Origin of the sequence: Streptomyces venetus (assembly GCF_039540295.1) — a bacterium.
Classification (GTDB): Bacteria; Actinomycetota; Actinomycetes; order Streptomycetales; family Streptomycetaceae; genus Streptomyces; species Streptomyces venetus.
Genome location: NZ_BAABET010000001.1, coordinates 103649 through 128006, shown reverse-complemented (window position 1 = coordinate 128006; position 24358 = coordinate 103649). Strand labels below are relative to the sequence as shown.

The window sequence follows — 24358 nt, the reverse complement described above, 5'->3', positions numbered from 1 at the left end:
CCCTTACTTCACGACGGCGGCGGCGAGCTTCGACAGGGGCTCCGCCAGCGCGTTGACCGCGTCCGAGAGCTCCTTGCGGTCGGCCTTGCCGACCTTGTCGTACGAGGTGAAGTCGTACGACGTCTTGTTCGGGCGGTACTTGTCGAGCAGGGCGTCCAGGGCGGCGAACTGCTTGTCCAGTTCGGTGGTGAGCGCCTTGTCGTTCTCCTGCGCGACCGGCTTCAGCAGCGCGTACGACTTCTGCGCGCCCTCGACGTTGGCCTTGAAGTCGACCAGGTCGGTGTGCGAGTAGCGCTCCTCCTCGCCGGTGACCTTGCCGGTGGCGACCTCGTCGAGGAGTTCCTTGGCGCCGTTGGCCATGGAGGTGGGGGTGATCTCGGCCGTGCCGACCCGCTTCTGCCAGTCCTTCAGGTCGGTGATCAGCCGGCCGGCGAGTTCCTTCTCGCGGTCGCCGATCTTCTTGTCCTGCCAGAGGGACTTCTCCAGCCGGTGCCAGCCGGTCCAGTCCTTGGCCGGGTCCTGGCCGTCCTCCAGGCCGTCCTCGCGGACGTCGACCTTCGGGTCGATGTCGCCGAAGGACTCGGCGACCGGCTCGGTGCGCTCCCAGCCGATGCGGGAGGGGGCGTAGGCCTTCTTCGCGGCCTCGATGTCGCCGTCCTTGACGGCCTTGGCGAAGGCCTCCGCCTTGGGCAGGGTCTCGTCGGCCTGCGCCTGGGCGTAGGCGCGGTAGGCCGCGACGGCCTTGTCCAGACGCGGATCGCGCTGGACGGCCTTGCCGCCGGTGGCCTTGACGGTCTGGCGGATGCCGGCGCCCTTCATGCCGGGCTTGCAGGCGATCTGGTAGTCACCGGCCTTCACCTCGGCGGTGACCCGCTGCCTGGTGCCGGGGCCTATGTTCTCCCGCTCGGCGACCACGCGGTCGTCGGGGAAGAGGACGTAGACCTCGGTGACCTTGGAGCCCTTGTTCTCGACGGCCAGCTCGACGTGCCCGGCCGGGAACTCCTTCTTCGACACCTCGCACTTGTCGTCGGTCGCTGTCACGTTGACGACGTGGTCGCCGTCCTTGGCGTCGCTCTTCTCGGTGCAGCCGGTGACGGCGGACAGAGCCGCGGCGGCGGCGATCACGACGGAAACGGGTCGGGCGGGTCGCATGCAGGCTCCAGAGACGGGAAGGTGAGGCTCACCTAAGCTACATAAGGATCACCTAAGTGGCCAAAAAATGACCTCATGAAAGGGTCAAGGGAAGGTCAAAGGTCGTGTCGAAGGTCCCGACCGGCGGGTGGTCCGCCGAGGCATGACCGGCGCACCGGGGCGTGGCCCGATGCGCGAGGGGACGACGAGTTCAACGTCGTGCACCACCACGCCCACCATGTCACCGGCGTGCGCCCTTGACCGGGAGGGCATGACTTTCGGCCAGTCGCCCGGGCGGTGCTTGAATGCCTCTGTGACTGACTACGACGTGCTGCGCGTCTTCTGCGGGCCGAACGGCGGATACGGCAACGAGCTCGGGGTCGTGCGCGAGGGTTCGGTGCTGCCCGAGGAGAGCGAACGGCAGGTGTTCGCCGCGAAGGTCGGGTTCAGCGAGACCGTGTTCGTCGACGACCCCGAGCGGGGTGCGATCGACATCTACACGCCGACCCTCCGGCTGCCCTTCGCCGGGCACCCCTGCGTCGGCACGGCCTGGCTGCTCGACGTGCCCGAACTGGTCACGCCCGCCGGGGTGGTCGGGGCCCGGCAGGACGGGGAGTTCTGCTGGATCGAGGCGCGGGCGGAGTGGGTGCCCGCGCGGACCCTGCGGCAGTACGGCAGCGCCGCCGAGGTCGACGACCTGGCCGTGCCGCCGCCGGGGGAGTGGGTGTACGCCTGGGCGTGGGAGGACGAGCCCGCCGGGCGGGTTCGGGCCCGGGCCTTCCCCGGGCGCGGCGACGGAATCGACGAGGACGAGGCGACCGGAGCCGCGGCCCTGCTGCTCACCGACCGGCTGGGCCGGGCCCTCAACATCACCCAGGGCGCGGGCTCCCAGATCCTGACGGCGCCGCAGCCCGGCGGATGGACCGAGGTCGGCGGCCGGGTCCACCTCGAACGCTGACCGGCCGCGAACTCCCGGTGCCGCTCAGGCCGACAGCGGGAACTCCTCGCCCAGCGCCTCGAACACCGCGTTGTTCAGCGCGTACGCCCTCTTGCACTCGGCCACGACCCGCTGCCGCTCCAGCTCGTCACCCGGCACCGCGTCCAGCAGCTCCCAGTAACTCCGCTTGAAGGCGGCCGGGTTGGCGATCCGCTCGAAGACGTAGAAGCGGACCCCGTCGCCCTTCACGGGGAACCCCCACGTCTTCTCGGCCGTGTCGCGGATGATCTGCCCGCCGGAGAGGTCGCCGAGGTAGCGGGTGTAGTGGTGGGCGACGTAGCCGGCCGGCCAGCCGCGGGCGCATTCCGTGACCCGGCGCGCGTACTCCCGCGTGGCGGGCAGCGCGTCCATGCCCGACCGCCAGTCCGGGCCGCGCAGATACTCCAGGTCCTGCTCCAGCGCGGCCATGCGGAACAGCTCCGGGCGGACGAAGGGGCCGGCCACCGGGTCCGCGGCCAGGCGCTCCGCACCGGACTCCAGCGCCCCGTACACGAACCACAGCTGCTCCGTGTAGCGCGCGAACGCGTCGACCCCCAGCCGGTGTCCCAGCAGGTCGCTGATGAACGTCGAGCCCCTGACCTCCTCGTGCTGCTCCCGGGAAGCGGTTCGGATGAGGGTCGAGAAGGATTCCACCATGAGCCCCACTTTCCCGACGCGGTGTCGGTAAAAACGCTACTCCGGTGATGCGGTGAGGGCATGCGAAAGCCCGCCCTCGGGAGGAGGGCGGGCCGTCAGGGGCGTCGGAGGGCGTGTGCGGGGCTACGGCAGTGTGAGGATCTCCGCGCCCGTGTCGGTCACGACCAGGGTGTGCTCGAACTGCGCCGTCCGCCTGCGGTCCTTCGTCACGACCGTCCAGCCGTCGTCCCACATGTCGTACTCGTGCGTCCCGAGCGTCAGCATCGGCTCGATCGTGAACGTCATGCCGGGCTGGATGACGGTCGTGGCGTGCGGGCTGTCGTAGTGCGGGATGATCAGGCCCGAGTGGAACGACGAGTTGATGCCGTGGCCCGTGAAGTCCCGCACCACGCCGTAGCCGAAGCGCTTGGCGTACGACTCGATGACCCGCCCGATGATGTTGATCTGCCGGCCCGGCTTGACCGCCTTGATCGCGCGGTCGAGGGACTCCCGGGTCCGCTCCACCAGCAGCCGTGACTCCTCGTCGACCTCACCGACGAGATAGGTGGCGTTGTTGTCGCCGTGCACGCCGCCGATGTACGCCGTCACGTCGAGGTTGACGATGTCGCCGTCGCGCAGGACCGTCGAGTCCGGGATGCCGTGGCAGATGACCTCGTTGACCGACGTGCACAGCGACTTCGGGAAGCCGCGGTAGCCGAGCGTCGAGGGGTAGGCGCCGTGGTCGCACATGTAGTCGTGCGCCACCTTGTCCAGCTCGTCCGTGGTCACCCCGGGGGCGATCAGCTTCGCGGCCTCCGCCATCGCCCGGGCGGCGATCCGGCCGGCGACGCGCATCGCCTCGATCGTCTCGGGCGTCTGCACCTCCGGACCGGTGTACGGCGTCGGCGCGGGCTTGCCGACGTACTCGGGACGACGGATGTTTCCGGGCACGGGACGGGTGGGGGACAGCTCCCCCGGTACGAGCAGCGACTGGCCAGACATGCCAGCGAGTCTAACCAGCGCGCGTGGGGGAACATGTCGATGGCGAGAGGAGCTGGTCATGGCCCTGTTCAAGAAGCGGACGGTCGGCAAGCCGGGCGAGTGGTACTACTGCCTGGAGCACAAGAAGGTCGAAGAGGGGCCGGAGTGCCCGGGCAAGGACCGCTTCGGCCCGTACGCGAGCCGCACCGAGGCCGAGCACGCGATGGAGACGGCCCGCGAACGCAACGTCCAGTGGGAGAACGACCCCAAGTGGCACGACGCCCCCGCGGGCGGCCGGAACGACGAGTAGGCGCAACTCCCGCGGCCGCGTGCCCTTCACGCGGCCGCACCACCGGTGGAACCGGCCCTACCAGCGTGCGGGTGGTGGGGCCGTCAGGTGTTCCGCCAGTCTCGCCACCCGGTCCCGGAAGCGGCGTCGGCCGCGCGGCGTCGGCAGGGCGTTCTCCCCGGCCGCCGCGCTGACCAGGTGCTGGACCGTGTCCAGGTCCAGCTCAGAGCCGTCCGGGACGGCCAGACGCTCGTGGGCCATCGCCGTCAGTTCGCCCTCTCCGGGGCCGAGTGACAGCACCGTCGCTCCGGCGCGCCGGGCGTCGGAAACCCGTTCGAGGAGGGGCGCGGCAGGCGCCTCGGGGGACACCACCAGCAGCGTCTCGCCCCGCCGGGCCGCCTCCAGCCGGCCGAGACCGACCGCCAGGTGCGCCGGATCCGAGGGGCGCGCGTCATGCCGTACCAGCGTCGGGGCCAGCTCCGGCGTGCCCGACCACGCGGCCTCGTCGACCAGGTGCGCCGCCAGGTGCCACGGCTCGAACTCCGGCGTGCCGACGAGCAGCAGCCCGCCCCCGTGCGACACCACCGACCCCCGCAGCGCCCCGGCGAACCGCCGCGTCGCCCCCAGCCACTGGGTCCCGGCGAGCACTTCCCGCAACAGCGCCACGCGTACCGCGTCCATGCGACCGCATCCTGCACCGACCGGTCGCGGCCGGCAGGGACTTCGACACGCATTCGCCCGGCCAGGGCAGTCGGACCGGTCACCCGTACCACCGTCGAACGACCGGCGGAACCGTGGGTGAACACGTCGGACGTAGAGTCAGGGCCATGACCTCTACCGACAGTGCTGCCACCGACAACGCCCAGAAGGCCCCCGCCAAGGACCCCTGGGACCTGCCCGACGTCTCCGGACTCGTCGTCGGAGTGCTCGGCGGGACCGGGCCGCAGGGCAAGGGCCTCGCCTACCGGCTCGCCCGGGCCGGCCAGAAGGTGATCATCGGCTCGCGGGCGGCCGAGCGGGCCCGGGCCGCCGCCGAGGAACTCGGACACGGCGTCGAGGGCGCCGACAACGCCGAGACCGCGCGCCGCAGCGACATCGTGATCGTCGCGGTGCCGTGGGACGGCCACGGCAAGACCCTGGAGTCCCTGCGCGAGGAGCTGGCCGGCAAGCTCGTCGTGGACTGCGTCAACCCGCTCGGCTTCGACAAGAAGGGCGCCTACGCGCTGAAGCCGGAGGAGGGCAGCGCCGCCGAGCAGGCCGCCGCCCTGCTGCCGGACTCCCGTGTCACGGCCGCCTTCCACCACCTGTCGGCCGTGCTGCTCCAGGACCCGGAGATCGACGAGATCGACACCGACGTGATGGTCCTCGGCGAGGTGCGGGCGGACGTCGAGATCGTCCAGGCGCTGGCCGGCCGCATCCCCGGCATGCGCGGCGTCTTCGCCGGGCGGCTGCGCAACGCGCACCAGGTGGAGTCGCTGGTGGCGAATCTGATCTCCGTGAACCGCCGGTACAAGGCGCACGCGGGGCTGCGCGTCACCGACGTGTGAGCCGGTGAGACGCATGGGGGACACTGGTGGCCGTAGCAGTGTCCCCCGACAGGAGTCGACCGAAATGCCCCGCCTCGCCGTTTACGCCCTGATCTTCTGCGTTCTGTCCGTGGCCGCGGCCGTGGTCTCCTTCGTGCAGGGCAGCTGGCTGGGGATCGTCTGGGTGCTGCTCGCCGGTCTGTCGTCCAACATGACCTGGTACTACGTCAAGCGCGCCAAGGCACGGAAGTCGGTCACGGGCTGACCCGTCACGGGGCGGCCGAGCAGAAGTCGTTCGAGCCCTTCCAGAAGCGGTACAGCTCCTGACCGCAGTACGTCTCGAAATCGCTGATCCCGAGGGACTTCAGGATCGAGTCGATCACGTCGAAGAACACGCCGTTCACGGTCGGCAGCCACAGCAGCGCGAACACGAACAGCAGGCCGAACGGCGCGAAGGGCTCCACCTGGCGGCGGATGTTGTACGACAGCCAGGGCTCGATCACGCCGTAGCCGTCCAGGCCCGGCACCGGCAGGAAGTTCAGCAGCGCGGCCGTCACCTGGAGCAGGGCGAGGAACGCCAGCGCGAACCGGAAGTCCGTCGGCACGCCGTCCAGCGCGTCCAGCCAGAACGGCGCCGTGCACACGACCGCGAACAGCACGTTCGTCAGCGGACCCGCCGCCGAGATCAGACTGTGCCGCCAGCGCCCCTGGATCCGCCCTCGCTCGATGAACACCGCACCGCCGGGCAGCCCGATCCCGCCCATGATCACGAAGATCACCGGGAGCACGATGCTGAGCAGCGCGTGCGTGTACTTCAGCGGGTTGAGCGTGAGGTACCCCTTCGCCCCGACCGAGATGTCCCCGCTGTGCAGGGCGGTGCGGGCGTGCGCGTACTCGTGCAGGCACAGCGAGACGACCCACGCCGCCGTCACGAAGAGGAACACGGCGACCCCGGGCTGCTCCGCGAAGCCGGTCCAGGTCGCCCAGCCCGTGACCGCCGTCACGGCCAGGATCCCGAGGAACACGGGACTGATCCGCCGCTCACTGTGGCGGCTGGTGGCGGTGGTCATCGGACTCCCTGCAGTCTCGAACACGCGATGGGACGGCCCGACCGTACCGGGCGCGAGGGGAAAACGTCTCGCGCGGGGCGGTCGGTTCCGGAGAGGGTGGGGGCATGGGGCTCTGGCACGTGTTCTACGCGGACTGGCAGATGGAGTGCTGCGGCACGCCGTTCTCGGTGGGGGACGAGGTGAGCTGGCCCCTGCTGCTCCTGGACGCGGACGACATGTTCGGCGGCGGCTGGCACGACCAGCTCACCAAGGTCGCCGGGCCGGTCGAGGACGTGGGCGGCGTCCGGGTCGTGCGGGAGGAGACCGGCCTCACGGTGGCCCTGGGCGCGGACCCCGACGACGACGAGGACCGGCGCCCGCTGCCGGGGGACTGGACCCGGTCGGTCGGAATGCTGTCCGTCGAACGGCACGGTGCGCGATGGCCCCAGGTCGCGGGGCTGGTGCGGGCCGTGCAGGTGCTGACCCAGGCCTACGCCGAGAGCGCGCCGGGCTCGCGCACCTGGGAGCCGGTCGCGGGGCGGCGCCGGCTGCGGACGGTGGAGCGGTGCCCGAAGTGGTTCACCGACGCCGACGCCGACGCCGAGCGGGCCGACGGGCAGGGGCGGCGGTGGCGCACGTCGGGAGTGGTGGTGACCCTGGAGGTACCGGGCACGGACTCCTGGCTCTCGTACGCCGTCCGCGAGGCCCGGGGCATGCCCCAGCGGGACCCCGAGCCCGGCGCGGAGACGAAGGACCTCCCGGCGGCGGCCCTGACGGCCCTGCTGGCAACCCTGAGCACGGTCACGCCCCCACCGGCCCCCACCGCCGGCCGCCGCCACGGCCGCACCAAAGGCACCCGCCGGTGACCACCGACCCCCACCCGGCCCTGGCCGCCCGCGGCCGCACAGCCCTGACCGCCCGCCGCCACACCGGCCGTGTGGCCGACCACCCAGCCGGTCGGCCGTCTGCGGACCGGCCGGCCTTGCGGTGGGAGGGGCCGTGGGTCTTGTCGCCCGTCGGCCCGCCGGTCTCGTCGCCTGCCGCCGCGTCGGCTCGGCCGCCGGCCGCGCGCCGGTGTCGTGGCGTGCCGTCCGGCCGGTCTCACTGCTCGTCTCCCGGCCGGGCTCACTGCTCGTCTCCCGGCCTGCCTTACGGCCGGCCGGTGCCGGCCTCGTCTCCTGCCGGCCCGGCCCTACTGCTTGCGGTCACGCCGGTTTCGCTCCCTGTCGACCGGTCGGCCTCGCCGCTTGCCGCCTCGCCGCCTGTCGTCCCGCCGACTCTCGCCGTGCGCCCCCGGCCGGGCACGGGTGCCGGTTCCACGCCGCTCGCGTCACCGAGTGGCGCTTCCTCCCTCCCGCCCGCCGCGGACCCGGTGTTCCGTGACCGCCGCGCCGTCGGAACACCGTGACCCGTTCTCCGGCCAGCAGGGACAATGACCCCGTGCGCTACCGCATCCTCGGCACCACGCAGGCGCTCCGCACCGACGGCACGGTCGTACCGGTGGGCGGGGCGCGGTTGCGTGCGCTGTTGACCGTGCTGGCCCTGCGGGCCGGCCGTACCGTGCCCGTGGGGCTGCTGGTCGAGGAGGTGTGGGGCGGCGATCCGCCCGCCGACGCGCCGGGGGCGCTCCAGGCGCTGGTCGGGAGGCTGCGGCGGGTGCTCGGGGCGGACGCGGTCGCCTCCGTGGAGGGCGGGTACCGGCTCACGGCCGCCCCCGACGACGTCGATCTGCACCGGTTCGAGCGGCTGGCCGGGGAAGGGGTGCGGGCCCTGGCCGACGGCGACCCCGCCAAGGCCGCCGTGGTCCTCGACGACGCCCTCGCCCTGTGGCACGGACCGGCCCTCACGGACCTCCCCGACCGCACCGCCGAGGCGGCCCGCTGGGACACCCGCCGCCTGGACGCGGAGCGCGCCCGGCACAGCGCCGCCCTCGCCCTCGGCGAGGCGGAGCGGTCCCTGCCGGAGCTGACCGCCCTGTGTGACAGTCACCCCCTGGACGAACCCCTCCAGACGCTCCGGCTGCGGGCCCTGCGCGACGTCGGCCGCACGGCGGAGGCGCTGGACGCGTACGAGGACGTCCGGCGGCGGCTGGCCGACCGGCTCGGCACCGACCCCGGCCCGGAACTGCGTACCCTGCACGCGGAGTTGCTGAGCCTCGGAGACGGTCCGGTGCCCAGGCGCGGCAGCGGGACACCGCCGCCCGTCGGCAACCTCCGCGCCCGGCTCACCTCCTTCATCGGCCGCGAGACCGACATCGACACCATCCGGGGTGATCTCACCACCGCCCGGCTCGTGACCCTGCTCGGACCCGGCGGGGCCGGCAAGACCCGGCTGTCGCAGGAGGCCGCCGAGACCGTGCGGCACACCATGCCGGGGGGCGTGTGGCTCGCCGAACTCGCCCCGGTCGACGACCCCGCCGCCGTACCCGAGGCCGTGCTCACCGCCGTCGGCGCCCGCGAGACCGTGCTGTACGGCGCCGGCGCCGAGGGAATCCGGGCCGTCGTCGGGGACCGGCTCGACGACCCCGTGGAGCGGCTCGCCGAGCACTGCTCCCGGCCCCGCATGCTGCTGATCCTCGACAACTGCGAGCACGTCGCCGACGCCGCCGCCCGGCTCACCGAGGAACTCCTGGCGCGCTGCCCCGGCCTGACCGTCCTCGCCACCAGTCGCGAACCCCTCGGCGTGCCGGGGGAGTTGCTGCGGCCCGTGGAACCGCTGCCCGAGCCGGTCGCGCTGCGGCTGCTCGCCGACCGGGGCGCGGCGGCCCGGCCCGGCTTCCGCGTCGAGGACGACCCCGAGGCGTGCGCCGAGATCTGCCGGCGCCTCGACGGCCTGCCCCTGGCCATCGAACTCGCCGCCGCCCGGCTGCGGATGCTCACGCCCCGCCAGATCGCCGACCGGCTCGACGACCGCTTCCGTCTGCTCACCTCCGGCAGCCGTACCGTCCTGCCCCGCCAGCAGACCCTCCGAGCCGTCGTCGACTGGTCCTGGGACCTGCTCGACGAGGACGAACGGGACGTGCTGCGGCGGCTGTCGGTGTTCGCGGGCGGCTGCGACCTGCCCGCCGCCGAGGCCGTGTGCGGGCCGGTCGCCCTGGAGGCACTCGGCTCCCTCGTCGACCGCTCCCTCGTCGTGGCCGCCCCGCCCGGCGAGACGGCCGACGGCGAGATGCGCTACCGGCTGCTGGAGACCGTCGCCGAGTACGCCGCCGAACGACTCGACGAGTCCGGGCAGCGCCCGGCGGCCGAGCGCGCCCACCTGACGTACTTCCGTGAACTGGCCCGCGTCACCGACCCGTTGCTGCGCGGCTCCGGCCAGCTCGCGGCCATCCACCGGCTGGAGCGGGAGTACGAGAACCTGCGCACCGCCCTGCGCCACGCCGTCGCCCTGCGTGACGAGCAGGAGGCGCTGTGCCTGGCGCTGTCCCTCGTCTGGTACTGGCAGATGCGCGACCTGCGCATCGAGGCCCGCACCTGGTGCCGCGAGGTCATGGCCCTCGGCCCCGACCCGTTCACCGAGCCCGTCCGCCGCGCCGCCCCGGTGTGGGAGCGCTGCACCGACGCCCCGCCCCCGATGACCGGCGAGGTCCTGTGGGAGGCCCGGCGCGGGATCCACCTGGCCCATCTCGCCTGCATGGACACGGAACTGGACGCCTGGCAGAACGCCCGGTCCCAGCGGAAGCTGCGGACCATCGCCGGCACCTACGAGCCCGGCCTGCCGCAGAACTGCCGGCTCCCCGGCCTGCTCTGGTTCTTCGCCGTGATGCTGACCGGCGACATGGACCGGCTGCGCGTCATCATGGACGCGTCCATCCGCACCTGCCGGGACACTCCCGGCTTCGACTGGGAGCTGGCCTCCGGCCTCCAGATGCGGGCCAACTTCCTCGCCAACCGCACCGACTGGGCCGGTGACGCCGCCCGTGACGCCGACGAGTCGCTGGAGATCTACCGCCGTCTCGGCGACGACTGGGGCATCGCCGAGGCCCTCTCCGCACGCGCCGAGGCCCAGGAGCGCAAGGGCGAGTACGCCCTGGCCGCCGCGGACTTCGAGGCGGCCATCCGGCACGCCGAACTCCTCGGCGCCCACGCCCAGGCGGCCGTGCTCAGCGCCCGGCTCGGCATCGTGCTGCTGGAGGCGGGTGAGGGTGAGCGCGGTGAGCGGCTGCTGCGCGAGGTGATCGCCCAGCGCGAGGACTCGCACAGCGAGGCCATGCCCGCCGCCCGCCTCTTCCTGTCCGGCTGGCTCGGCATGACCGGGCGCGTCGCCGAGGCGCGCGAGCAACTGCGGCGGCTGCGCCAGGACTTCCGGATCGCCCACTTCATCGTCTTCGACGCGTTCATCCTGGGCGCCGAGGCGTGGCTGGACGCCGTGGAGGGCCGGTACGAGGAGTGCCTGGACCGGATCCGCAGGGCACTGGAGCGAGCCGCCGACCCGGTGTCGGCGGCCATCGCTCCCCATATGCCCGCCGTGTACCTCACCACCGGGGCCACGGCCCTGACCGCGCTCGACGGCGGGCACCGCGCCGCGGACGCGGCCCGCTGCCTCGGCGCCGCCGATGCCCTGCTGCCGCCCGGCCACGTCGCCCGGCGGCAGGAGCGCGAGACGCGCGAGCAGGCGGAGCGGCGGGCCCGGGCGGCGCTCGGCGACACGGCCTACGAGGCCGCGTACGCGGAAGGCGGCGGCCTCTCCCCCGAGGAGGCCACCGCCCTGCTCTGAAGGCCCTTCTCCGTGAGCGCCCGGGCCCGCCCCGTCAGCTCTTGGTCCGGAACTTGTGGATCGCGACGGGCGCCATCACGGCCGTGATCGCCACCGACCAGCCGAGCGTCACCCACAGGTCGTGCGCGACCGGCCCGCCCACCATCAGACCGCGCGCGGCGTCCGCCAGCGTGGACAGCGGGTTGTAGTCGGTGAACGCCTGCAACCAGCCCGGCATCGACGTGGTCGGTGCGAAGATCGACGAGCCGAACTGGAGCGGGAACAGCACCAGGAAGCCCATCGCCTGCACGGACTGCGCGTTCTTCATGATCACGCCCAGGGTGAGGAACACCCACATGATCGACGAGGCGAACGCCGTGGACAGGGCCACGGTGGCGAACAGCCCGGGCCAGTCGGTGATCTCGAACCCGACCGCCACGGCGACGATCATCAGCACGGCGGTCGCGAACAGCATCCGCAGCAGCTCCACGGAGATCTTCGCGAACAGCACCGAGCCGCGCCCGATCGGCAGGGACCGGAAGCGGTCCATGACACCGGAGTTGAAGTCCTGGCTGAAGCCGGTGCCGACGCCCTGGGACAGCGTCATGCTCATCATCGCGATCATGCCGGGGATCACGTACTGCACGTACTGGTCCTGCCCGCCGCCCAGCGCCTGCCCGATCGAGCCGCCGAACACGAAGACGAACAGCAGGGTGAAGATGACCGGCATCAGCAGCGCGTCGGCCATCGACTCGGGGTCCTGCCGGATCCACAGCAGGTTGCGGCGGACGAGCGCGCCGGTGTGCCGCAGATGCCCGCGCAGCGAGATACGGGCGTCGTCGGTGGCGGTCACGGCGGTGGTGGTGGCGGTGGTGGCGCTCATACGGCGACCTCCTCGCGGTCGTCGACGGGCGCGGAGTCCTGCGGGGCACTGGCACGGTGGCCGGTGAGCGACAGGAACACCTCGTCGAGGCTGGGCAGTTCGGTGGTGATGGAGGCGAGCGTGACGCCGCGGGACGTGAGGGCGCCCACGACGGCGGTCAGCTGCTCGTCGCTGAGGATCGGCACGAGGAGGGTGCCGCTGTCGCCGTCGACCGTGGTGGTCGCGAGCCCGGTGATGCCGAGGCCGTCCAGGTACCCGGCGAGCGGGCGCAGTTGCAGGGCGTCGGCCGGCCGGATCCGCAGCGTCCGCCCGCCGACCTTGGCCTTCAGGTCGTCGATCCTCCCGTCAGCGACGACCTTGCCCCGGTCCACGACGGTCAGCTCGGAGGCGAGCTGCTCGGCCTCCTCCATGTACTGCGTGGTCAGCAACACGGTCACGCCGTCGCCGACCATCGCCTTCACCTCGTCCCACACCTCGTTGCGGGTGCGGGGGTCGAGCCCGGTGGTCGGTTCGTCGAGGAAGAGGACGGCCGGCCGGCCGATCATCGAGGCGGCCAGGTCGAGCCGCCGCCGCATACCGCCGGAGTAGGTGCTCGCGGGCCGCTTGGCGGCCTCGGTCAGCGAGAACCGCTCCAGCAGCTCGTCGGCACGCGTGCGTGCCTCCTTGCGGGGCAGGTCGAGCAGCCGTCCGATCAGGTACAGGTTCTCCCAGCCGGGCAGCTTCTCGTCGACGGAGGCGTACTGCCCGGTGAGTCCTATCACCCGCCGCAGCTGCCGCGGCTGCCGTGCGACGTCGTAGCCGGCCACGGTCGCCTGTCCCGAGTCGGCCTTCAGCAGGGTGGACAGGATCCGTACCAGGGTGGTCTTCCCGGCCCCGTTCGGCCCGAGCACCCCCATCACGGTGCCCTCCCGCACCTCCAGGTCGACCCCGTCCAGCGCCTTGGTCTCCCCGTAGTGCTTCACCAGCCCCCGCACGGTGACAGCGGCGCCGCCGGTTCGTGTGTCGATTCGCGTCATGGGACAGACGGTCTCAGGGCCCACCGACAAACCACCGACAGACCGCCGACAGCCCTCCGACGCCCTGCCGTGCTCCGTCCGACCGCGTGGGCCGGCGGGCGGAACGCGGCAGCCCGCCGACGGGGGAAGATCGGCGGGCTGCCCGTGGTACCGCAGTGGTCCTAGTGCACGGAGTGCTCCTCCTGCGGGAACGTTCCGCCCACGACATCGTCGGCGAACGCCTTCACCGCGTCGCCCATGACCTCACGCAGATTCACGTACTGCTTGACGAACTTCGGCACCCGCCCGCCCGTCAGACCCAGCATGTCGGTCCACACCAGCACCTGCGCGTCGGTCTCGGGACCGGCCCCGATCCCCACCGTCGGAATGTGCAGCACCCGCGTCACCTCGGCCGCCAGCTCCGCCGGTACCAGCTCCAGCACCACGGCGAACGCGCCCGCGTCCTGTACGGCCTTCGCGTCGCGCAGCAGCTGCTGGGCCGCCTCCTCGCCCCGCCCCTGCACGCGGTAGCCCATGGCGTTGACGGACTGCGGGGTCAGCCCGATGTGGGCCATGACCGGGATGCCGGACTCGACGAGGAGCCGGATCTGGTCGTGCGACCGCTCGCCCCCCTCCAGCTTCACGGCCTGCACACCGGCCTCCTTCACCAGCCGGGTCGCCGAGCGCAGCGCCTGCACCGGACCCTCCTGGTAGGAGCCGAAGGGCAGGTCGCCGACGATCAGGGCGCGCGAGGTGCCCCGTACGACCGCCGCGGACAGCATCGTCATCTCGTCGAGGGTGACGGGCACGGTCGACTCGTACCCGAGGTGGCAGTTGCCCGCCGAGTCGCCGACCAGCATGACCGGGATCCCGGCCTCGTCGAAGACGGACGCGGTCATCGCGTCGTACGCGGTGAGCATGGGCCACTTCTCGCCGCGCTCCTTGGCGGCGGCGATGTCGCGCACGGTGATGCGCCGGGTGCCCTTGCCGCCGTACAGCGTCCTGCCGCCGTCGGAGGGCTTCTTCTGAGCAGTCTGGGCAGCCGTAAGCTGCGTCATTGCACGGCTCCTTACACGTCATCTCGAGGCGCCCTGTCGGCGTCCCCGGACCACGTCCATGGTGGCACCTCGTGCCATCGAGGGCTAGGGGAGCCCCTGTGAGTTCCGCCCGGACGGCCCTGCCCCGGCGCCCCGCGCACACGGCGGTTAAGTTCTCGGTAAAGCTTTCCGATACGAGACGGTCTCGTATCGCAATGGTCCTAGGCTCGACGGCATGACTTCTCCTGCCGACCGGGCACCCGCGAGCCCCCGGATACCGGAAGCGGTGCACCGGCGCCGCTGGGCGATCCTCGGCGTACTGATGCTGAGCCTGCTGATCGTCGTACTCGACAACTCGATCCTGAACGTCGCCATCAAGACGATCTCCACCCCGGCCCCGACCGGCCTGGGCGCCACGCAGAGCGAGCTGGAGTGGGCGATCAACGCCTACACCCTCGTCTTCGCGGGCCTGCTGTTCACGGCCGGGCTGCTCGGTGACCGGCTGGGCCGCAAGAAGGTCCTGCTCGGCGGTCTCCTCGTGTTCGGCCTCGGCTCGGCGTTCGCCGCGTTCTCCGGCTCCCCGGGGGAGCTGATCACGTTCCGTGCCGTGATGGGCCTCGGGGCCGCGTTCGTGATGCCCGCCACCCTCGCCGTCCTCATGAACGTCTTCGAGCGCGACGAGCAACCGAAGGCCATCGGCATCTGGGCCGGTGGAGTCGGCCTCGCCATCGCCATCGGGCCCATCACCGGCGGGGTGCTCCTCGACCACTTCTGGTGGGGCTCGGTCTTCCTCATCAACGTGCCGATCGTGCTGCTCGCGCTGGCGCTGATGCTGTGGCTGGTGCCCGACTCCCGCGACCCGCACCCGGGCCGCATCGACCCCGTCGGCGTGGTGCTGTCCGTCGTCGGCCTTGTGTTGCTCGTCTACGGCATCATCAAGGGCGGCCAGCTCGCCGACTTCGGCGACGTCACCGTGCTGTCGACGATCGGGGCCGGACTCGCCGTGCTCGTCGCCTTCGTCGTGTTCGAGAAGCGCAGCGACCATCCGTCCATCGACGTCACGTACTTCAAGAACAAGGTCTTCTCGGCGGCCATCGCCGCCATCGCGCTGGTCTTCTTCGCGCTGATGGGCGTGACCTTCTTCTCCGTCTTCTACACGCAGAGCGTGCGCGGCTACTCGCCGCTGCAGACCGGTCTGCTGATGCTGCCGCTGGCCGCCGCCCAGATGATCTTCGCGCCACGCGCCCGGCTGCTGGTCGACCGCTTCGGCAACAAGGCCACCACGACCGCCGGCATGCTGGTCATCGCCGCGATGCTGGCCGCCTTCGCCACGCTGGACGCGGACACGCCCATCTGGATCCTGGAAGTCGTCTTCTTCCTCATGGGCACCGGCATGGCGCACATCATGACGCCGGTCAGCGTCGTCATCATGCAGGCCCTGCCCCGCGAGAAGGCCGGATCCGCCTCCGCGCTCAGCAACACCTTCCGGCAGGTCGGCGGCGCCCTCGGCATCGCCGTCCTCGGCTCGGTGCTGTCCACGGCGTACCGCACGGGCATCGAGGACAAGCTGGGCCTGCTGCCCCCGGCCGTCCGCCACACCGCGGGGGAGTCCATCGAGGCCACCCTCGGTGTCGCGGCGAAGCTCGGCCCGCGCGGCGAGGCCCTGGTCACCCCGGCCAACGACGCGTTCCTGCACGCGATGCACGTCACCGCCCTGTGGGGCGCGGGCGTCGCGCTGATCGGCACGGTCGTCGTGGCGCTGTTCCTGCCCGGCAAGCTCCCGGCGTCCCGGCCGGGGGAGGAGGAGAAGGAGTTGTCGGACGCGCGGTCGTAGTCCTGCGCGAGAATGCAGCGACACCCGGTCGAGAAGGGACGGAGCGACGTGAGCCTCGCCGAAAGGCACCCCCGGCACGACGGGCCCCCGAGGGGCCGCCCCAGAAGCGAGGCCGTCGAACGGGCCATCATCGAGGGCGTGATGAAGCTCCTGGAGGAGGGCGTGCCGCTCGCGGAGCTGTCCATCGAGCGCGTCGCCCGCACCGCCGGGGTCGGCAAGGCCACCATCTACCGCCGCTGGAGCGGCAAGGAGGAACTCTTCGTCGACGTCCTGCGCGCCGCCGAACCCGACGACCCCCCGCTCCCCGGCACCTCCCTGCGCGACGACCTCGTGGTCATTCTCGAACAGGCGCGCCGGCGGGGCCTGGCCAGCCGCTCGTCGGCGATCCTGCACAACGTGCACGCACAGATGAAGAGCAGCCCGAAGATCTGGTCGGCGTACCACGCCACCGTCATAGCGCCGCGCCGCCGGCTCGGGCTGGAGGTCCTGCGACGCGGCCAGGAGAACGGGGAGTTGCGCACGGACGTCGATGTCGAGCTGCTGAGCGACATGTTCATCGGGCCCGTGCTCGTACGCTCCCTCCTGCGTCCGGACGCCGACCTTCCCGACGACCTCGCCGCCCGGGTCGTCGACACGCTGCTCGAAGGCCTACGCCCCGTCAGGCCACCTGCCCGCTAGTGTGCGCGTTTCGTCACAGAGGGCGCTTACCCCGGGCCGTACCGGAACTCGCCGCACCGGCTCGAACGTCCTCGCCCCCGTACGGCCGTCGAGGGACGGCGGGAACGGAACGGATCATCCCCTAGGGTCGTAAAGACACGGGGGCGATGGTGTGCACGGCAGGCAGTGAGGCGACGGTATGGCGCAGCAGGCGTACATGACGGAGACGGACAACGGCGGCTCGGGGCACGAGCCCCGGGGGAACCGGCTTCGGCGCCTGTTCGACCGGCTGCTCGGCGGCCGGCGGGGCGACCCGCGGATCTGGCGGCGGGGCCTGTTCGTCGCCCTCGGCGCGGTACTGCTGGCCGTGGTGATGCTGCTGCACTCGCACATCCCGAACAAGATCGGCAACCTGGGCAGTCTCACCGAGACGTTCCTGCCCTGGCTGGGGCTCCTCGTCGCGGTGCTGCTCGTGCTCGCCCTGGTGCGCAGGTCGGCGACCGCGCTGATCGCCGTGCTGCTGCCGTCGATGGTCTGGCTGAACCTCTTCGGCGGCCAGCTCACCGACAAGACCGCCTCCGGCGGCGATCTGACCGTGGTCACGCACAACGTCAACGCCGAGAACCCGGACCCGTCCGGCACCGCCCGTGACGTGGCCGCCTCCGGCGCGGACGTGCTGGCCCTGGAGGAGCTGACGGAGGAGGCCGTCCCGACGTACGAGAAGGCGCTGGCGTCGACGTACCGGTACCACGCGGTGCAGGGCACGGTCGGAGTGTGGAGCAAGTACCCGCTGACCGGTGTGCGGGACGTCGACATCGACTTGGGCTGGACGCGGGCGATGCGCGCCACCGTGAGCGCGCCGGCCGGGCAGGTCGCGGTCTACGTCGCCCATCTGCCGTCGGTGCGCGTGAAGATGGAGGCCGGGTTCACGGCCCGGCAGCGCGACCGGAGCGCCGACTTCCTGGGCGAGGCCATCGCCCACGAACCGCTGAAGAACGTCGTACTCCTCGGTGACCTGAACGGCACGATGAACGACCGCGCGCTCAACGCCGTCACCGCCCAGATGCGCTCCACCCAGGGCGCGGCGGGCAGCGGCTTCGGGTTCAGCTGGCCCGCGTCGTTCCCCATGGCGCGGATCGACCAGATCATGGTCAAGGGCCTGAAGCCGGAGAGCTCGTGGACCCTTCCGCAGACGGGCAGCGATCATCTGCCCATAGCGGCACGTGTGAGGGTCACCACAGGCGGCTGAGGGAAACCGCTGGTCAGAGCGGTTCGGGCCCGGATCGGCAACCCTGGCTTCACTTCTCGGGAACCTCACGGAATAGTCGGCCTGCGAGACTTTGTTCCGTACTTGAACATACAAAGTACGGATCCCCAAGCAAGTCTCGAAAGGTTCGACATGCCCCTGGCCCTGCTCGCCCTCGCCGTGGGCGCCTTCGGCATCGGTACCACCGAGTTCGTGATGATGGGGCTGCTGCCCGATGTCGCGGACGACCTGCACATCTCGATACCCAGCGCCGGCCATCTGGTGTCGGCGTACGCGCTGGGCGTCGTCATCGGCGCCCCGCTGCTGGCCGCGGTCACCGCCAAGATGTCCCGCCGCACGGTCCTGATCGGGCTGATGGGGCTGTTCGTCGTGGGCAACGCGCTGTCGGCCCTCGCGCCCGACAACGGCTGGCTGCTGGCGGCCCGCTTCCTGAGCGGTCTGCCGCACGGCGCCTTCTTCGGCGTCGGCGCCGTCGTCGCCACGAACATGGTCGCCCCCGAACGCAAGGCGCGCTCGGTCTCGCTGATGTTCCTCGGCCTGACGGTCGCGAACGTCGCGGGCGTACCGGTCGCGACCCTCATGGGCCAGAACCTCGGCTGGAGGGCGACCTTCCTCGGCGTCAGCGCCATCGGCCTGGCGGCGATCGCCGCGCTCGCGTTCCTCATCCCGCACGACCACGAGCACACCACCGCCAAGGGCCTGCGCGGCGAACTCGCCGCCCTGCGCTCCGTCCCGGTCTGGCTGTCGCTCGGCACCACGGTCGCGGGCTTCGGCGCCCTCTTCGCGGCGTACAGCTACATCACGCCGATGCTCATGGACGCCGCCGGCTATGCCGACGCCAGCGTGACCCTGCTGCTCGCCCTGTTCGGTGTCGGCGCGACCGCCGGCAACCTGCTGGGCGGCCGACTGGCCGACCACTCCCTGCGGGGCACGCTGTTCGGCGGCCTGAGCTCGCTGGTGGTCGTCCTCGCGCTGTTCCCGGTCCTGATGCGCACGGAGGTCACCGCCGCCGTCGCCGTGATCCTGCTCGGCATGGCGGCCTTCGCCACCGGCTCCCCGCTCCAGCTGATGGTCATGGAGAAGGCCTCCTCGGCCCCGTCCCTGGCCTCCTCCGCCAACCAGGCCGCCTTCAACCTGGCCAACGCCGGCGGCGCCTGGATCGGCGGCCTCGCGCTGGCCGCGGGCTTCGGGGTCACCTCCCCGGCGCTGGCCGGCGCGGCCCTGGCCGTCCTCGGTCTGGGTGTGGCCTCGCTGGCCTACGCGGTGGACCGGCGCGCGCTGCCGGCCACCGGGCACGAGCGGGTCGTGGCGAGCCACGTCCCGCAGGAGGTGGAAACGGTGCACCACTGACGCGGTCCCGATGACAGGAGCGGCGGTTCGCAGGTGAGGATCCTGCGAACCGCCGCTGCGTTCGTCCGGTCAGCCCCTGCGGGCCGCGACCACCACCGCACCGGTCGGCGTGGTGAGGACCTTCACCGGCCGGTTCGCGAGTCCGGCGACCAGGTGGAACTCGCTGAAGAGCCACGTGTCATCCGCGCAGTGCGACGGCGAGTTCGTGGAACGTGAACCCGACCCCCGCGCAGGCCATCGCGAGGCCCACCAGCGTCATCAGGGCCATCATGACCTGCATGTAGGGGGACAGGCGGGCGACGGCCCGGCTGGGGCGCCGGGGGTCGTAGCTGAGCTCCAGCTGCTGTCCTCCCGTCGCCTCCCGGTAGTAGTGGACTTCGCCGTCGAGGTCCGTGTACCGGTACACCTTGGTGTTGTGGGTGTAGTGGTCGAGTTCGGCCAGCACGGTGATGCCGTGCTCGGGCAGGCGCCGGCCGTCGTACAGGCCCCGTCCCAGGAACGTCAGAATGAACACGCCCGCCGCCGCGAAGAGCTGGGCAAGTGGCAGTGCCACCACGGGCTGCGAGCCACCGAGGAGCCACACCGTCACATCGATCGCCACGCAGACGGCGATCGCGGCGGCGATGGCCGAGGCGCGCCGGGTGAGCCGCCGGCCCGTCCGCACGGAGACGGTCACGACCAGGTCCTCACCGTCCGCTCGTGGCCTGTCGGGGGCCCGTTCCCGAAGGCGGGCCTGTACGGCGGCACTGAACGCGGCGACAGCGGGGGCGCCGGCACCGTGCAGCGCGTACACAGCGGCCGGACGGCCGACCCGCGCGGACGTGAGAACGACCTCGACGGCGCGCTCGAGGCTGCGGACCTCCTCGATGCCCTCCAGCGGGATCCGCAGAGTACGTCCGTCCTGCTCCCACTCCACATGGTCGCCATCACCGGCGAATCGGGCCGTGGCATTGCGGCCACGCAGGACGAGGGAAGGCGGAGAAGGCGTTGTCGTCACGCTCCTATGACGGCCGCGTTCGACGGACGGTTGCACGTCGAGGCCCGCTGGAGGGCCGGGGCCGACGGTCTGTGGCCGTCGGCCCCTCGGCCCGTGAGCGGGGAGCCTCGAAAGGGCCTCGTCAGAGCGACTCCCGCCAGGCGTTGGTGATCGGCAGCCGACGGTCCTTGCCGAAGCCCTTCGCCGAGATCTTCGTCCCCGGCGGGTACTGCCGTCGCTTGTACTCCGCCGTGTCCACCATGCGCAGGGTCTTCGTGACCAGGGCGGGGTCGTACCCGGCCGCCACGATCTCGTCCGCGCCCCGGTCCCGGTCGACGTACAGCTCCAGGATCGCGTCCAGCACCGGGTAGTCGGGGAGCGAGTCCGTGTCGACCTGGCCCGGGCGGAGTTCCGCGCTCGGGGGCTTGGTGATGGAGTTCTCGGGGATCGGCGGGGTCTGGCCGCGTTCCCGGGCGGCCCGGTTGCGCCACTCGGACAGGCGGAAGATCGACGTCTTGTACACGTCCTTGATCGGGCCGTACGCCCCGACCGAGTCGCCGTAGAGCGTCGAGTAACCGACCGCCAGCTCCGACTTGTTGCCGGGGGCCAGCACGATGTGACCCTCCTGGTTGGAGATCGCCATCAGGAGCGTGCCGCGCAGGCGCGACTGGAGGTTCTCCTCGGCCAGGCCCGACAGACCCAGGGAACCCATGTACGCGTCGAACATCGGCTCGATGGCGACCGTGCGGTAGTTCAGGCCCGTGCGCCGGGCCAGTTCCGCCGCGTCGTCCTTCGAGTGGTCCGAGGAGTACTTCGACGGCATCGACACGCCGTACACGTTCTGCGCGCCCACCGCGTCGCAGGCGATCGCCGCGACCAGCGACGAGTCGATGCCGCCGGACAGGCCGATCAGGACCGACGTGAAGCCGTTCTTCGCGACGTACGCCCTCAGGCCCACGACCAGCGCCGAGTAGACCTCCTCGTCGTCGTCCAGGCGGTCCGCGTAACCGCCCGTGAGCTCCGGCTCGTACGCGGGGAGAGGCTCCTCCGACAGCACCACCCGGTCGATGCGCAGGCCGTCGTCGACGACACCCGTCGGCGCGTCCGGCGACGCCGCCGGCAGGTCCAGGTCCAGGACCACACAGCCCTCGGAGAACTGCGGAGCCCGGGCCACGACCTCGCCGTTCTTGTCCACGACGATCGAGTCGCCGTCGAACACCAGCTCGTCCTGGCCGCCGATCATGGCGAGGTAGGCCGTGGTGCAGCCGGCCTCCTGGGCCCGCTTGCGGACCAGGTCCAGGCGCGTGTCGTCCTTGTTGCGCTCGTAGGGGGAGGCGTTGATCGAGAGCAGCAGACCCGCCCGCGCCGAGCGGGCCGCCGGGACCCGGCCGCCGTCCTGCCACAGGTCCTCGCAGATGGCCAGGGCGACGTCCACACCGTGCACGCGCAGCACCGGCATGCTGTCGCCGGGCACGAAGTAGCGGAACTCGTCGAAGACGCCGTAGTTCGGCAGGTGGTGCTTGGCGTAGTTCAGGACCACCTCCCCGCCGTACAGCACCGCTCCCGCGTTCTGCGGCGCGCCGGCCGGCTGGCCGTACTTCGGCTGGGCGGTCGCGCTGCGGTCGAGGTAGCCGACGATCACCGGCAGCTCGCCGAAGCCCTCGTCGGCCAGCCGGGCGGCGAGACTTCGCAGCGCCGCCCGGGAGGCCTCCACGAAGGACGACCTGAGCGCGAGGTCCTCGACGGGATACCCGGTCAGCGCCATCTCCGGGAACGCCACGAGATGCGCTCCCTGCTCGGCGGAGTGCCGGGTCCAGCGGACGATCGACTCGGCGTTCTGGGCGAGGTCGCCGACGCTCGAGTCGATCTGGTTCAGGGCGAGACGTAGTTGAGGCACGGGCCCAGTGTAATCGTCAGAGCGACGCAATGGGGTGGCCTGGGTCACCCGGGCCACCCCGTCCCCCGGAGAAACTCGACGGAGAACCTCAGCGGCGCCCGTACGACTCGACGTAGCCGTTGGCGGGCGAGCCCACGCCGGTGACGTCGTCGTAGCCCTTCACGGCCGCGAGCGAACTGTCCTTGCCGAGGCTGCGCACGGACGTGGCAAGACCGTCCGTGGCGTCGTAGCCGTTCACGAAGTCGACGCGGGCCACGGCGAGGCCGGAGCCCGTCGGGTTGTCGGTGACGTCGTGGTAGACCTTCGAGCCGGGCTTGGCGTAGATCGCCGGGTTGGCGAAGCCGATCGCCTTGCCGCGCGCCTCCTGGGCCAGGGCCTGGACGGCGGCGATGGCCGGCGCGGCGAGGGAGGTGCCGCCGATGCGGTACTCGCCGTACGCCTGCTTCTTCCCGTCGGGCAGGGTCTGCGTCTGGCCGACCAGGAAGCCGGTGTTCGGGTCGGCGATCGCCGCGATGTCCGGGACGACCCGGTTGCCGGCCGCGTCGTCGGCCGTGGCCAGCGCGTCGGGTACGACCCCCCGCTGGTAGGCGGGCTCGGCCACCGTCCTGCTGGTGCCGCCGCCCGCGCCGGACGTGAACGCACCGGGGAAGTCCGTCCAGCTCTTGCCGTCGGCCGACAGAACGGCCTTCTCGGTGCCCCAGCCGGTCTCCCACAGGTACGTGTCGCCCTTGCCGACGGCCAGCGAGGTGCCGCCGACGGCGGTCACCCAGGCCGAGTCGGCCGGGGAGTCGACCTGCTTCGTCCCGGAGCTCGCGACCTCGTCGCCGTCGTCGCCGGAGGAGAAGTAGAAGCCGATGCCCTCGACCGCGCCGAGCTGGAAGACCTGGTCGTAGGCGGCCGCGAGGTCGGGCGTCTGGGCCGCCTCGACCTCGCCCCAGGAGTTGGAGACGATGTCGGCCAGGTGGTCGTCGACGACCTTGCCGAGCGCGTCCAGCAGGTCGGCGTCGGTGCAGGACGCGGCGCCGACGTAGGTGACGTCGGCGGCCGGCGCGACCGCGTGCACGGCCTCGACGTCGAGGGTCTCCTCGCCGTACCAGCCGGAGGCCGAACAGTCCTTGGTGTTCGTGTACTTCTTCGGCAGCACCTGGTGCAGCTGGCCGGTCTTCCACGCCGCGTCGCCGTTCCGCGAGGCGTAGGTGCCGGCGTCGTAGGCGATGGTCGGTGAGGCGTAGGCGTCCGTGATGGCGACCCGGACGCCCTTGCCGGTGCGCGTGCCCGCGCCGTAGGCGGCCCGCAGCTGCTTGCCGGTGTAGCCCTTGACCGCGTACGGGATCTTCGTGCCGTACGCGTCCGGCAGCGTGCTCGCGATCTTCGAACCGTAGTACGAGGAGAACGGCCCCGCGTTGCGGAACACGGTGTCCGGCGGCGGCAGCCGGTCGTCGTGCGTCACCCGGTGCGGCGCGTTGTCCAGGCCGGTGACGGTCAGGACGGCGCCCGCCAGGCTCTCCGGCACGGAGACGGTGCTCGCCGGTGCGCGGTAGGTCTTCGAGCCCTTGGCGAAGTCGTGCAGCTGGGTACCGAACGCCTTCTCGGCGGCGGCCACGTCACCGGTGACGGCGACGTGGTGCCGCGTCACGCCCGTGACCTTCAGCCCCGCACCCGTCAGCCACGCCTTGACGGCTGCCACCTGAGCCCTGGTCGCGCCGAAACGGGCCTGGGCCTGCCCGGCGGTCAGGTACTTGCCGTACGAGGCCGACTTCGGGTCGGACACGGCCTTCGCGTACGCGGCGAGGCCGGTGGCGTCGCGGCCCCGGAGATAGACCCGGGCCGACAGCTGGGCGCCGTCGGACGTGGCGCCCTGGTCGGCCCGTGTCGTGGCCCAGGCGGGCCTGGTCCCGGCGAGCGGGTCACGGCCCGGATGGCCGGCGGCGTGCGCCGCGGGTATGCCGAGCGCCAGCGCACCGGCGAGCATCGGCAGTGTCGCTGCCATGCTCACCCCGGCGCGCACGGTGGCGCGGTTGGATCTCATGGAACCCCCTGTGCGGTCCGTCGCGAGTGGATCACTCGACGGTCGCCACTCTCGCGACGAACCGTTCACGCAAGGGGAATACGGAGCCCAAGAAGCGCCCTACCCAGGCCAAGAAGAGCCCAAGGAGCCGCAGGGCGGGGCGATTTGACG

General features: G+C 71.8%; 21 protein-coding genes. 10 read left to right on the top strand and 11 right to left on the bottom strand.

Features of this window, described 5'->3' with window-relative positions; translation table 11 throughout:
- Positions 1 to 3: 3 nt before the first annotated feature.
- Positions 4 to 1152, bottom strand: coding sequence for an iron uptake system protein EfeO (gene efeO / locus ABEA82_RS00550; protein ID WP_345659306.1), 1149 nt, complete (start codon positions 1150 to 1152; stop codon positions 4 to 6).
- A gap of 292 nt (positions 1153 to 1444) precedes the next feature.
- Here efeO and ABEA82_RS00545 point away from each other — a divergent pair, with 292 nt between their 5' ends.
- Positions 1445 to 2089, top strand: coding sequence for a PhzF family phenazine biosynthesis protein (locus ABEA82_RS00545; RefSeq protein ID WP_345659305.1), 645 nt, complete (start codon positions 1445 to 1447; stop codon positions 2087 to 2089).
- A 24-nt stretch (positions 2090 to 2113) separates the two neighbouring features.
- On the opposite strand, the gene ABEA82_RS00540 is transcribed toward ABEA82_RS00545, so the two are convergent.
- Both ABEA82_RS00540 and map read right to left on the bottom strand, forming a co-directional pair.
- Positions 2114 to 2761, bottom strand: coding sequence for a biliverdin-producing heme oxygenase (locus ABEA82_RS00540; RefSeq protein ID WP_345660091.1), 648 nt, complete (start codon positions 2759 to 2761; stop codon positions 2114 to 2116).
- Between the two features lie 126 nt (positions 2762 to 2887).
- Positions 2888 to 3745 carry a type I methionyl aminopeptidase gene (gene map, locus ABEA82_RS00535; RefSeq protein WP_345659304.1) on the bottom strand — a complete coding sequence of 286 codons (858 nt, stop codon included), beginning with the start codon at positions 3743 to 3745 and terminating at the stop codon, positions 2888 to 2890.
- A 58-nt stretch (positions 3746 to 3803) separates the two neighbouring features.
- On the opposite strand from map, the gene ABEA82_RS00530 reads away from it, so the two are divergent.
- A complete protein-coding gene (locus ABEA82_RS00530) occupies positions 3804 to 4034 on the top strand; it encodes a hypothetical protein (RefSeq protein WP_345659303.1) in 231 nt (76 codons plus the stop codon).
- Between the two features lie 57 nt (positions 4035 to 4091).
- Here the strand turns inward: ABEA82_RS00530 and ABEA82_RS00525 are convergent, their stop codons facing one another.
- On the bottom strand, positions 4092 to 4694 hold the full coding sequence (locus tag ABEA82_RS00525) for a hypothetical protein (RefSeq protein ID WP_345659302.1): 603 nt from the start codon (positions 4692 to 4694) through the stop codon (positions 4092 to 4094).
- A 146-nt stretch (positions 4695 to 4840) separates the two neighbouring features.
- Between ABEA82_RS00525 and npdG the strand changes: the two genes are divergently transcribed.
- Together npdG and ABEA82_RS00515 are read left to right on the top strand one after the other, a co-directional pair.
- Positions 4841 to 5560 carry an NADPH-dependent F420 reductase gene (gene npdG / locus ABEA82_RS00520; RefSeq protein WP_345659301.1) on the top strand — a complete coding sequence of 240 codons (720 nt, stop codon included), beginning with the start codon at positions 4841 to 4843 and terminating at the stop codon, positions 5558 to 5560.
- 13 nt (positions 5561 to 5573) lie between these two features.
- Positions 5574 to 5804: a hypothetical protein gene (locus ABEA82_RS00515; RefSeq protein ID WP_345659300.1), complete on the top strand. Its 231-nt coding sequence runs from the start codon at positions 5574 to 5576 to the stop codon at positions 5802 to 5804.
- Between the two features lie 4 nt (positions 5805 to 5808).
- Here ABEA82_RS00515 and ABEA82_RS00510 read toward each other — a convergent pair whose 3' ends face one another.
- Positions 5809 to 6609 (bottom strand): site-2 protease family protein, encoded by an 801-nt coding sequence (locus ABEA82_RS00510; protein WP_345659299.1) that lies wholly within the window; start codon positions 6607 to 6609, stop codon positions 5809 to 5811.
- A 104-nt stretch (positions 6610 to 6713) separates the two neighbouring features.
- On the opposite strand from ABEA82_RS00510, the gene ABEA82_RS00505 reads away from it, so the two are divergent.
- Entirely contained in the window at positions 6714 to 7454 is a 741-nt protein-coding gene (locus tag ABEA82_RS00505; protein ID WP_345659298.1) for a DUF6578 domain-containing protein, read from the top strand.
- A 574-nt stretch (positions 7455 to 8028) separates the two neighbouring features.
- A complete protein-coding gene (locus ABEA82_RS00500) occupies positions 8029 to 11304 on the top strand; it encodes an AfsR/SARP family transcriptional regulator (RefSeq protein ID WP_425588459.1) in 3276 nt (1091 codons plus the stop codon).
- Positions 11305 to 11338: 34 nt separating this feature from the next.
- On the opposite strand, the gene ABEA82_RS00495 is transcribed toward ABEA82_RS00500, so the two are convergent.
- The 3 genes from ABEA82_RS00495 to panB form a co-directional block, all read right to left on the bottom strand.
- A complete protein-coding gene (locus tag ABEA82_RS00495) occupies positions 11339 to 12166 on the bottom strand; it encodes an ABC transporter permease (protein ID WP_345659296.1) in 828 nt (275 codons plus the stop codon).
- On the bottom strand, positions 12163 to 13182 hold the full coding sequence (locus ABEA82_RS00490) for an ATP-binding cassette domain-containing protein (RefSeq protein WP_345659295.1): 1020 nt from the start codon (positions 13180 to 13182) through the stop codon (positions 12163 to 12165). Before ABEA82_RS00490 ends, ABEA82_RS00495 begins: the two co-directional genes overlap by 4 nt.
- A gap of 161 nt (positions 13183 to 13343) precedes the next feature.
- Entirely contained in the window at positions 13344 to 14219 is an 876-nt protein-coding gene (panB, locus tag ABEA82_RS00485) for a 3-methyl-2-oxobutanoate hydroxymethyltransferase (RefSeq protein ID WP_345659294.1), read from the bottom strand.
- A 214-nt stretch (positions 14220 to 14433) separates the two neighbouring features.
- Here panB and ABEA82_RS00480 point away from each other — a divergent pair, with 214 nt between their 5' ends.
- From ABEA82_RS00480 to ABEA82_RS00465, 4 genes are all read left to right on the top strand, one after another.
- On the top strand, positions 14434 to 16032 hold the full coding sequence (locus ABEA82_RS00480) for an MFS transporter (RefSeq protein WP_345659293.1): 1599 nt from the start codon (positions 14434 to 14436) through the stop codon (positions 16030 to 16032).
- A gap of 48 nt (positions 16033 to 16080) precedes the next feature.
- The gene (locus ABEA82_RS00475) at positions 16081 to 16710 is read left to right on the top strand and encodes a TetR/AcrR family transcriptional regulator (RefSeq protein ID WP_345659292.1); all 630 of its coding nucleotides are present in this window, start codon (positions 16081 to 16083) and stop codon (positions 16708 to 16710) included.
- A gap of 178 nt (positions 16711 to 16888) precedes the next feature.
- Complete coding sequence (locus ABEA82_RS00470; RefSeq protein ID WP_345659291.1) at positions 16889 to 17938, top strand: endonuclease/exonuclease/phosphatase family protein; 1050 nt, start codon at positions 16889 to 16891, stop codon at positions 17936 to 17938.
- A 150-nt stretch (positions 17939 to 18088) separates the two neighbouring features.
- On the top strand, positions 18089 to 19306 hold the full coding sequence (locus ABEA82_RS00465; protein WP_345659290.1) for an MFS transporter: 1218 nt from the start codon (positions 18089 to 18091) through the stop codon (positions 19304 to 19306).
- Positions 19307 to 19484: 178 nt separating this feature from the next.
- Here the strand turns inward: ABEA82_RS00465 and ABEA82_RS00460 are convergent, their stop codons facing one another.
- The 3 genes from ABEA82_RS00460 to ABEA82_RS00450 all read right to left on the bottom strand — a co-directional run bounded on the left by ABEA82_RS00460 (position 19485) and on the right by ABEA82_RS00450 (position 24208).
- The gene (locus tag ABEA82_RS00460) at positions 19485 to 20303 is read right to left on the bottom strand and encodes a DUF3592 domain-containing protein (RefSeq protein WP_345659289.1); all 819 of its coding nucleotides are present in this window, start codon (positions 20301 to 20303) and stop codon (positions 19485 to 19487) included.
- A gap of 121 nt (positions 20304 to 20424) precedes the next feature.
- The gene (locus ABEA82_RS00455) at positions 20425 to 22179 is read right to left on the bottom strand and encodes an NAD+ synthase (RefSeq protein WP_345659288.1); all 1755 of its coding nucleotides are present in this window, start codon (positions 22177 to 22179) and stop codon (positions 20425 to 20427) included.
- 88 nt (positions 22180 to 22267) lie between these two features.
- Positions 22268 to 24208, bottom strand: coding sequence for a S53 family peptidase (locus ABEA82_RS00450; RefSeq protein ID WP_345659287.1), 1941 nt, complete (start codon positions 24206 to 24208; stop codon positions 22268 to 22270).
- Between the last annotated feature and the right edge of the window lie 150 nt (positions 24209 to 24358).

Excerpts from the sequence above, each read along its gene's own strand:
- ABEA82_RS00465 (WP_345659290.1), top strand. The coding sequence starts at position 18,089 with ATGCCCCTGGCCCTGCTCGCCCTCGCCGTGGGCGCCTTCGGCATCGGT.
- ABEA82_RS00495 (WP_345659296.1), bottom strand. The coding sequence starts at position 12,166 with ATGAGCGCCACCACCGCCACCACCACCGCCGTGACCGCCACCGACGAC.
- panB (WP_345659294.1), bottom strand. The coding sequence starts at position 14,219 with ATGACGCAGCTTACGGCTGCCCAGACTGCTCAGAAGAAGCCCTCCGAC.
- ABEA82_RS00505 (WP_345659298.1), top strand. The coding sequence starts at position 6,714 with ATGGGGCTCTGGCACGTGTTCTACGCGGACTGGCAGATGGAGTGCTGC.
- efeO (WP_345659306.1), bottom strand. The coding sequence starts at position 1,152 with ATGCGACCCGCCCGACCCGTTTCCGTCGTGATCGCCGCCGCCGCGGCT.
- ABEA82_RS00510 (WP_345659299.1), bottom strand. The coding sequence starts at position 6,609 with ATGACCACCGCCACCAGCCGCCACAGTGAGCGGCGGATCAGTCCCGTG.
- ABEA82_RS00490 (WP_345659295.1), bottom strand. The coding sequence starts at position 13,182 with ATGACGCGAATCGACACACGAACCGGCGGCGCCGCTGTCACCGTGCGG.
- npdG (WP_345659301.1), top strand. The coding sequence starts at position 4,841 with ATGACCTCTACCGACAGTGCTGCCACCGACAACGCCCAGAAGGCCCCC.
- ABEA82_RS00525 (WP_345659302.1), bottom strand. The coding sequence starts at position 4,694 with ATGGACGCGGTACGCGTGGCGCTGTTGCGGGAAGTGCTCGCCGGGACC.
- ABEA82_RS00450 (WP_345659287.1), bottom strand. The coding sequence starts at position 24,208 with ATGAGATCCAACCGCGCCACCGTGCGCGCCGGGGTGAGCATGGCAGCG.
- ABEA82_RS00530 (WP_345659303.1), top strand. The coding sequence starts at position 3,804 with ATGGCCCTGTTCAAGAAGCGGACGGTCGGCAAGCCGGGCGAGTGGTAC.
- map (WP_345659304.1), bottom strand. The coding sequence starts at position 3,745 with ATGTCTGGCCAGTCGCTGCTCGTACCGGGGGAGCTGTCCCCCACCCGT.
- ABEA82_RS00515 (WP_345659300.1), top strand. The coding sequence starts at position 5,574 with ATGGGGGACACTGGTGGCCGTAGCAGTGTCCCCCGACAGGAGTCGACC.
- ABEA82_RS00480 (WP_345659293.1), top strand. The coding sequence starts at position 14,434 with ATGACTTCTCCTGCCGACCGGGCACCCGCGAGCCCCCGGATACCGGAA.
- ABEA82_RS00470 (WP_345659291.1), top strand. The coding sequence starts at position 16,889 with ATGGCGCAGCAGGCGTACATGACGGAGACGGACAACGGCGGCTCGGGG.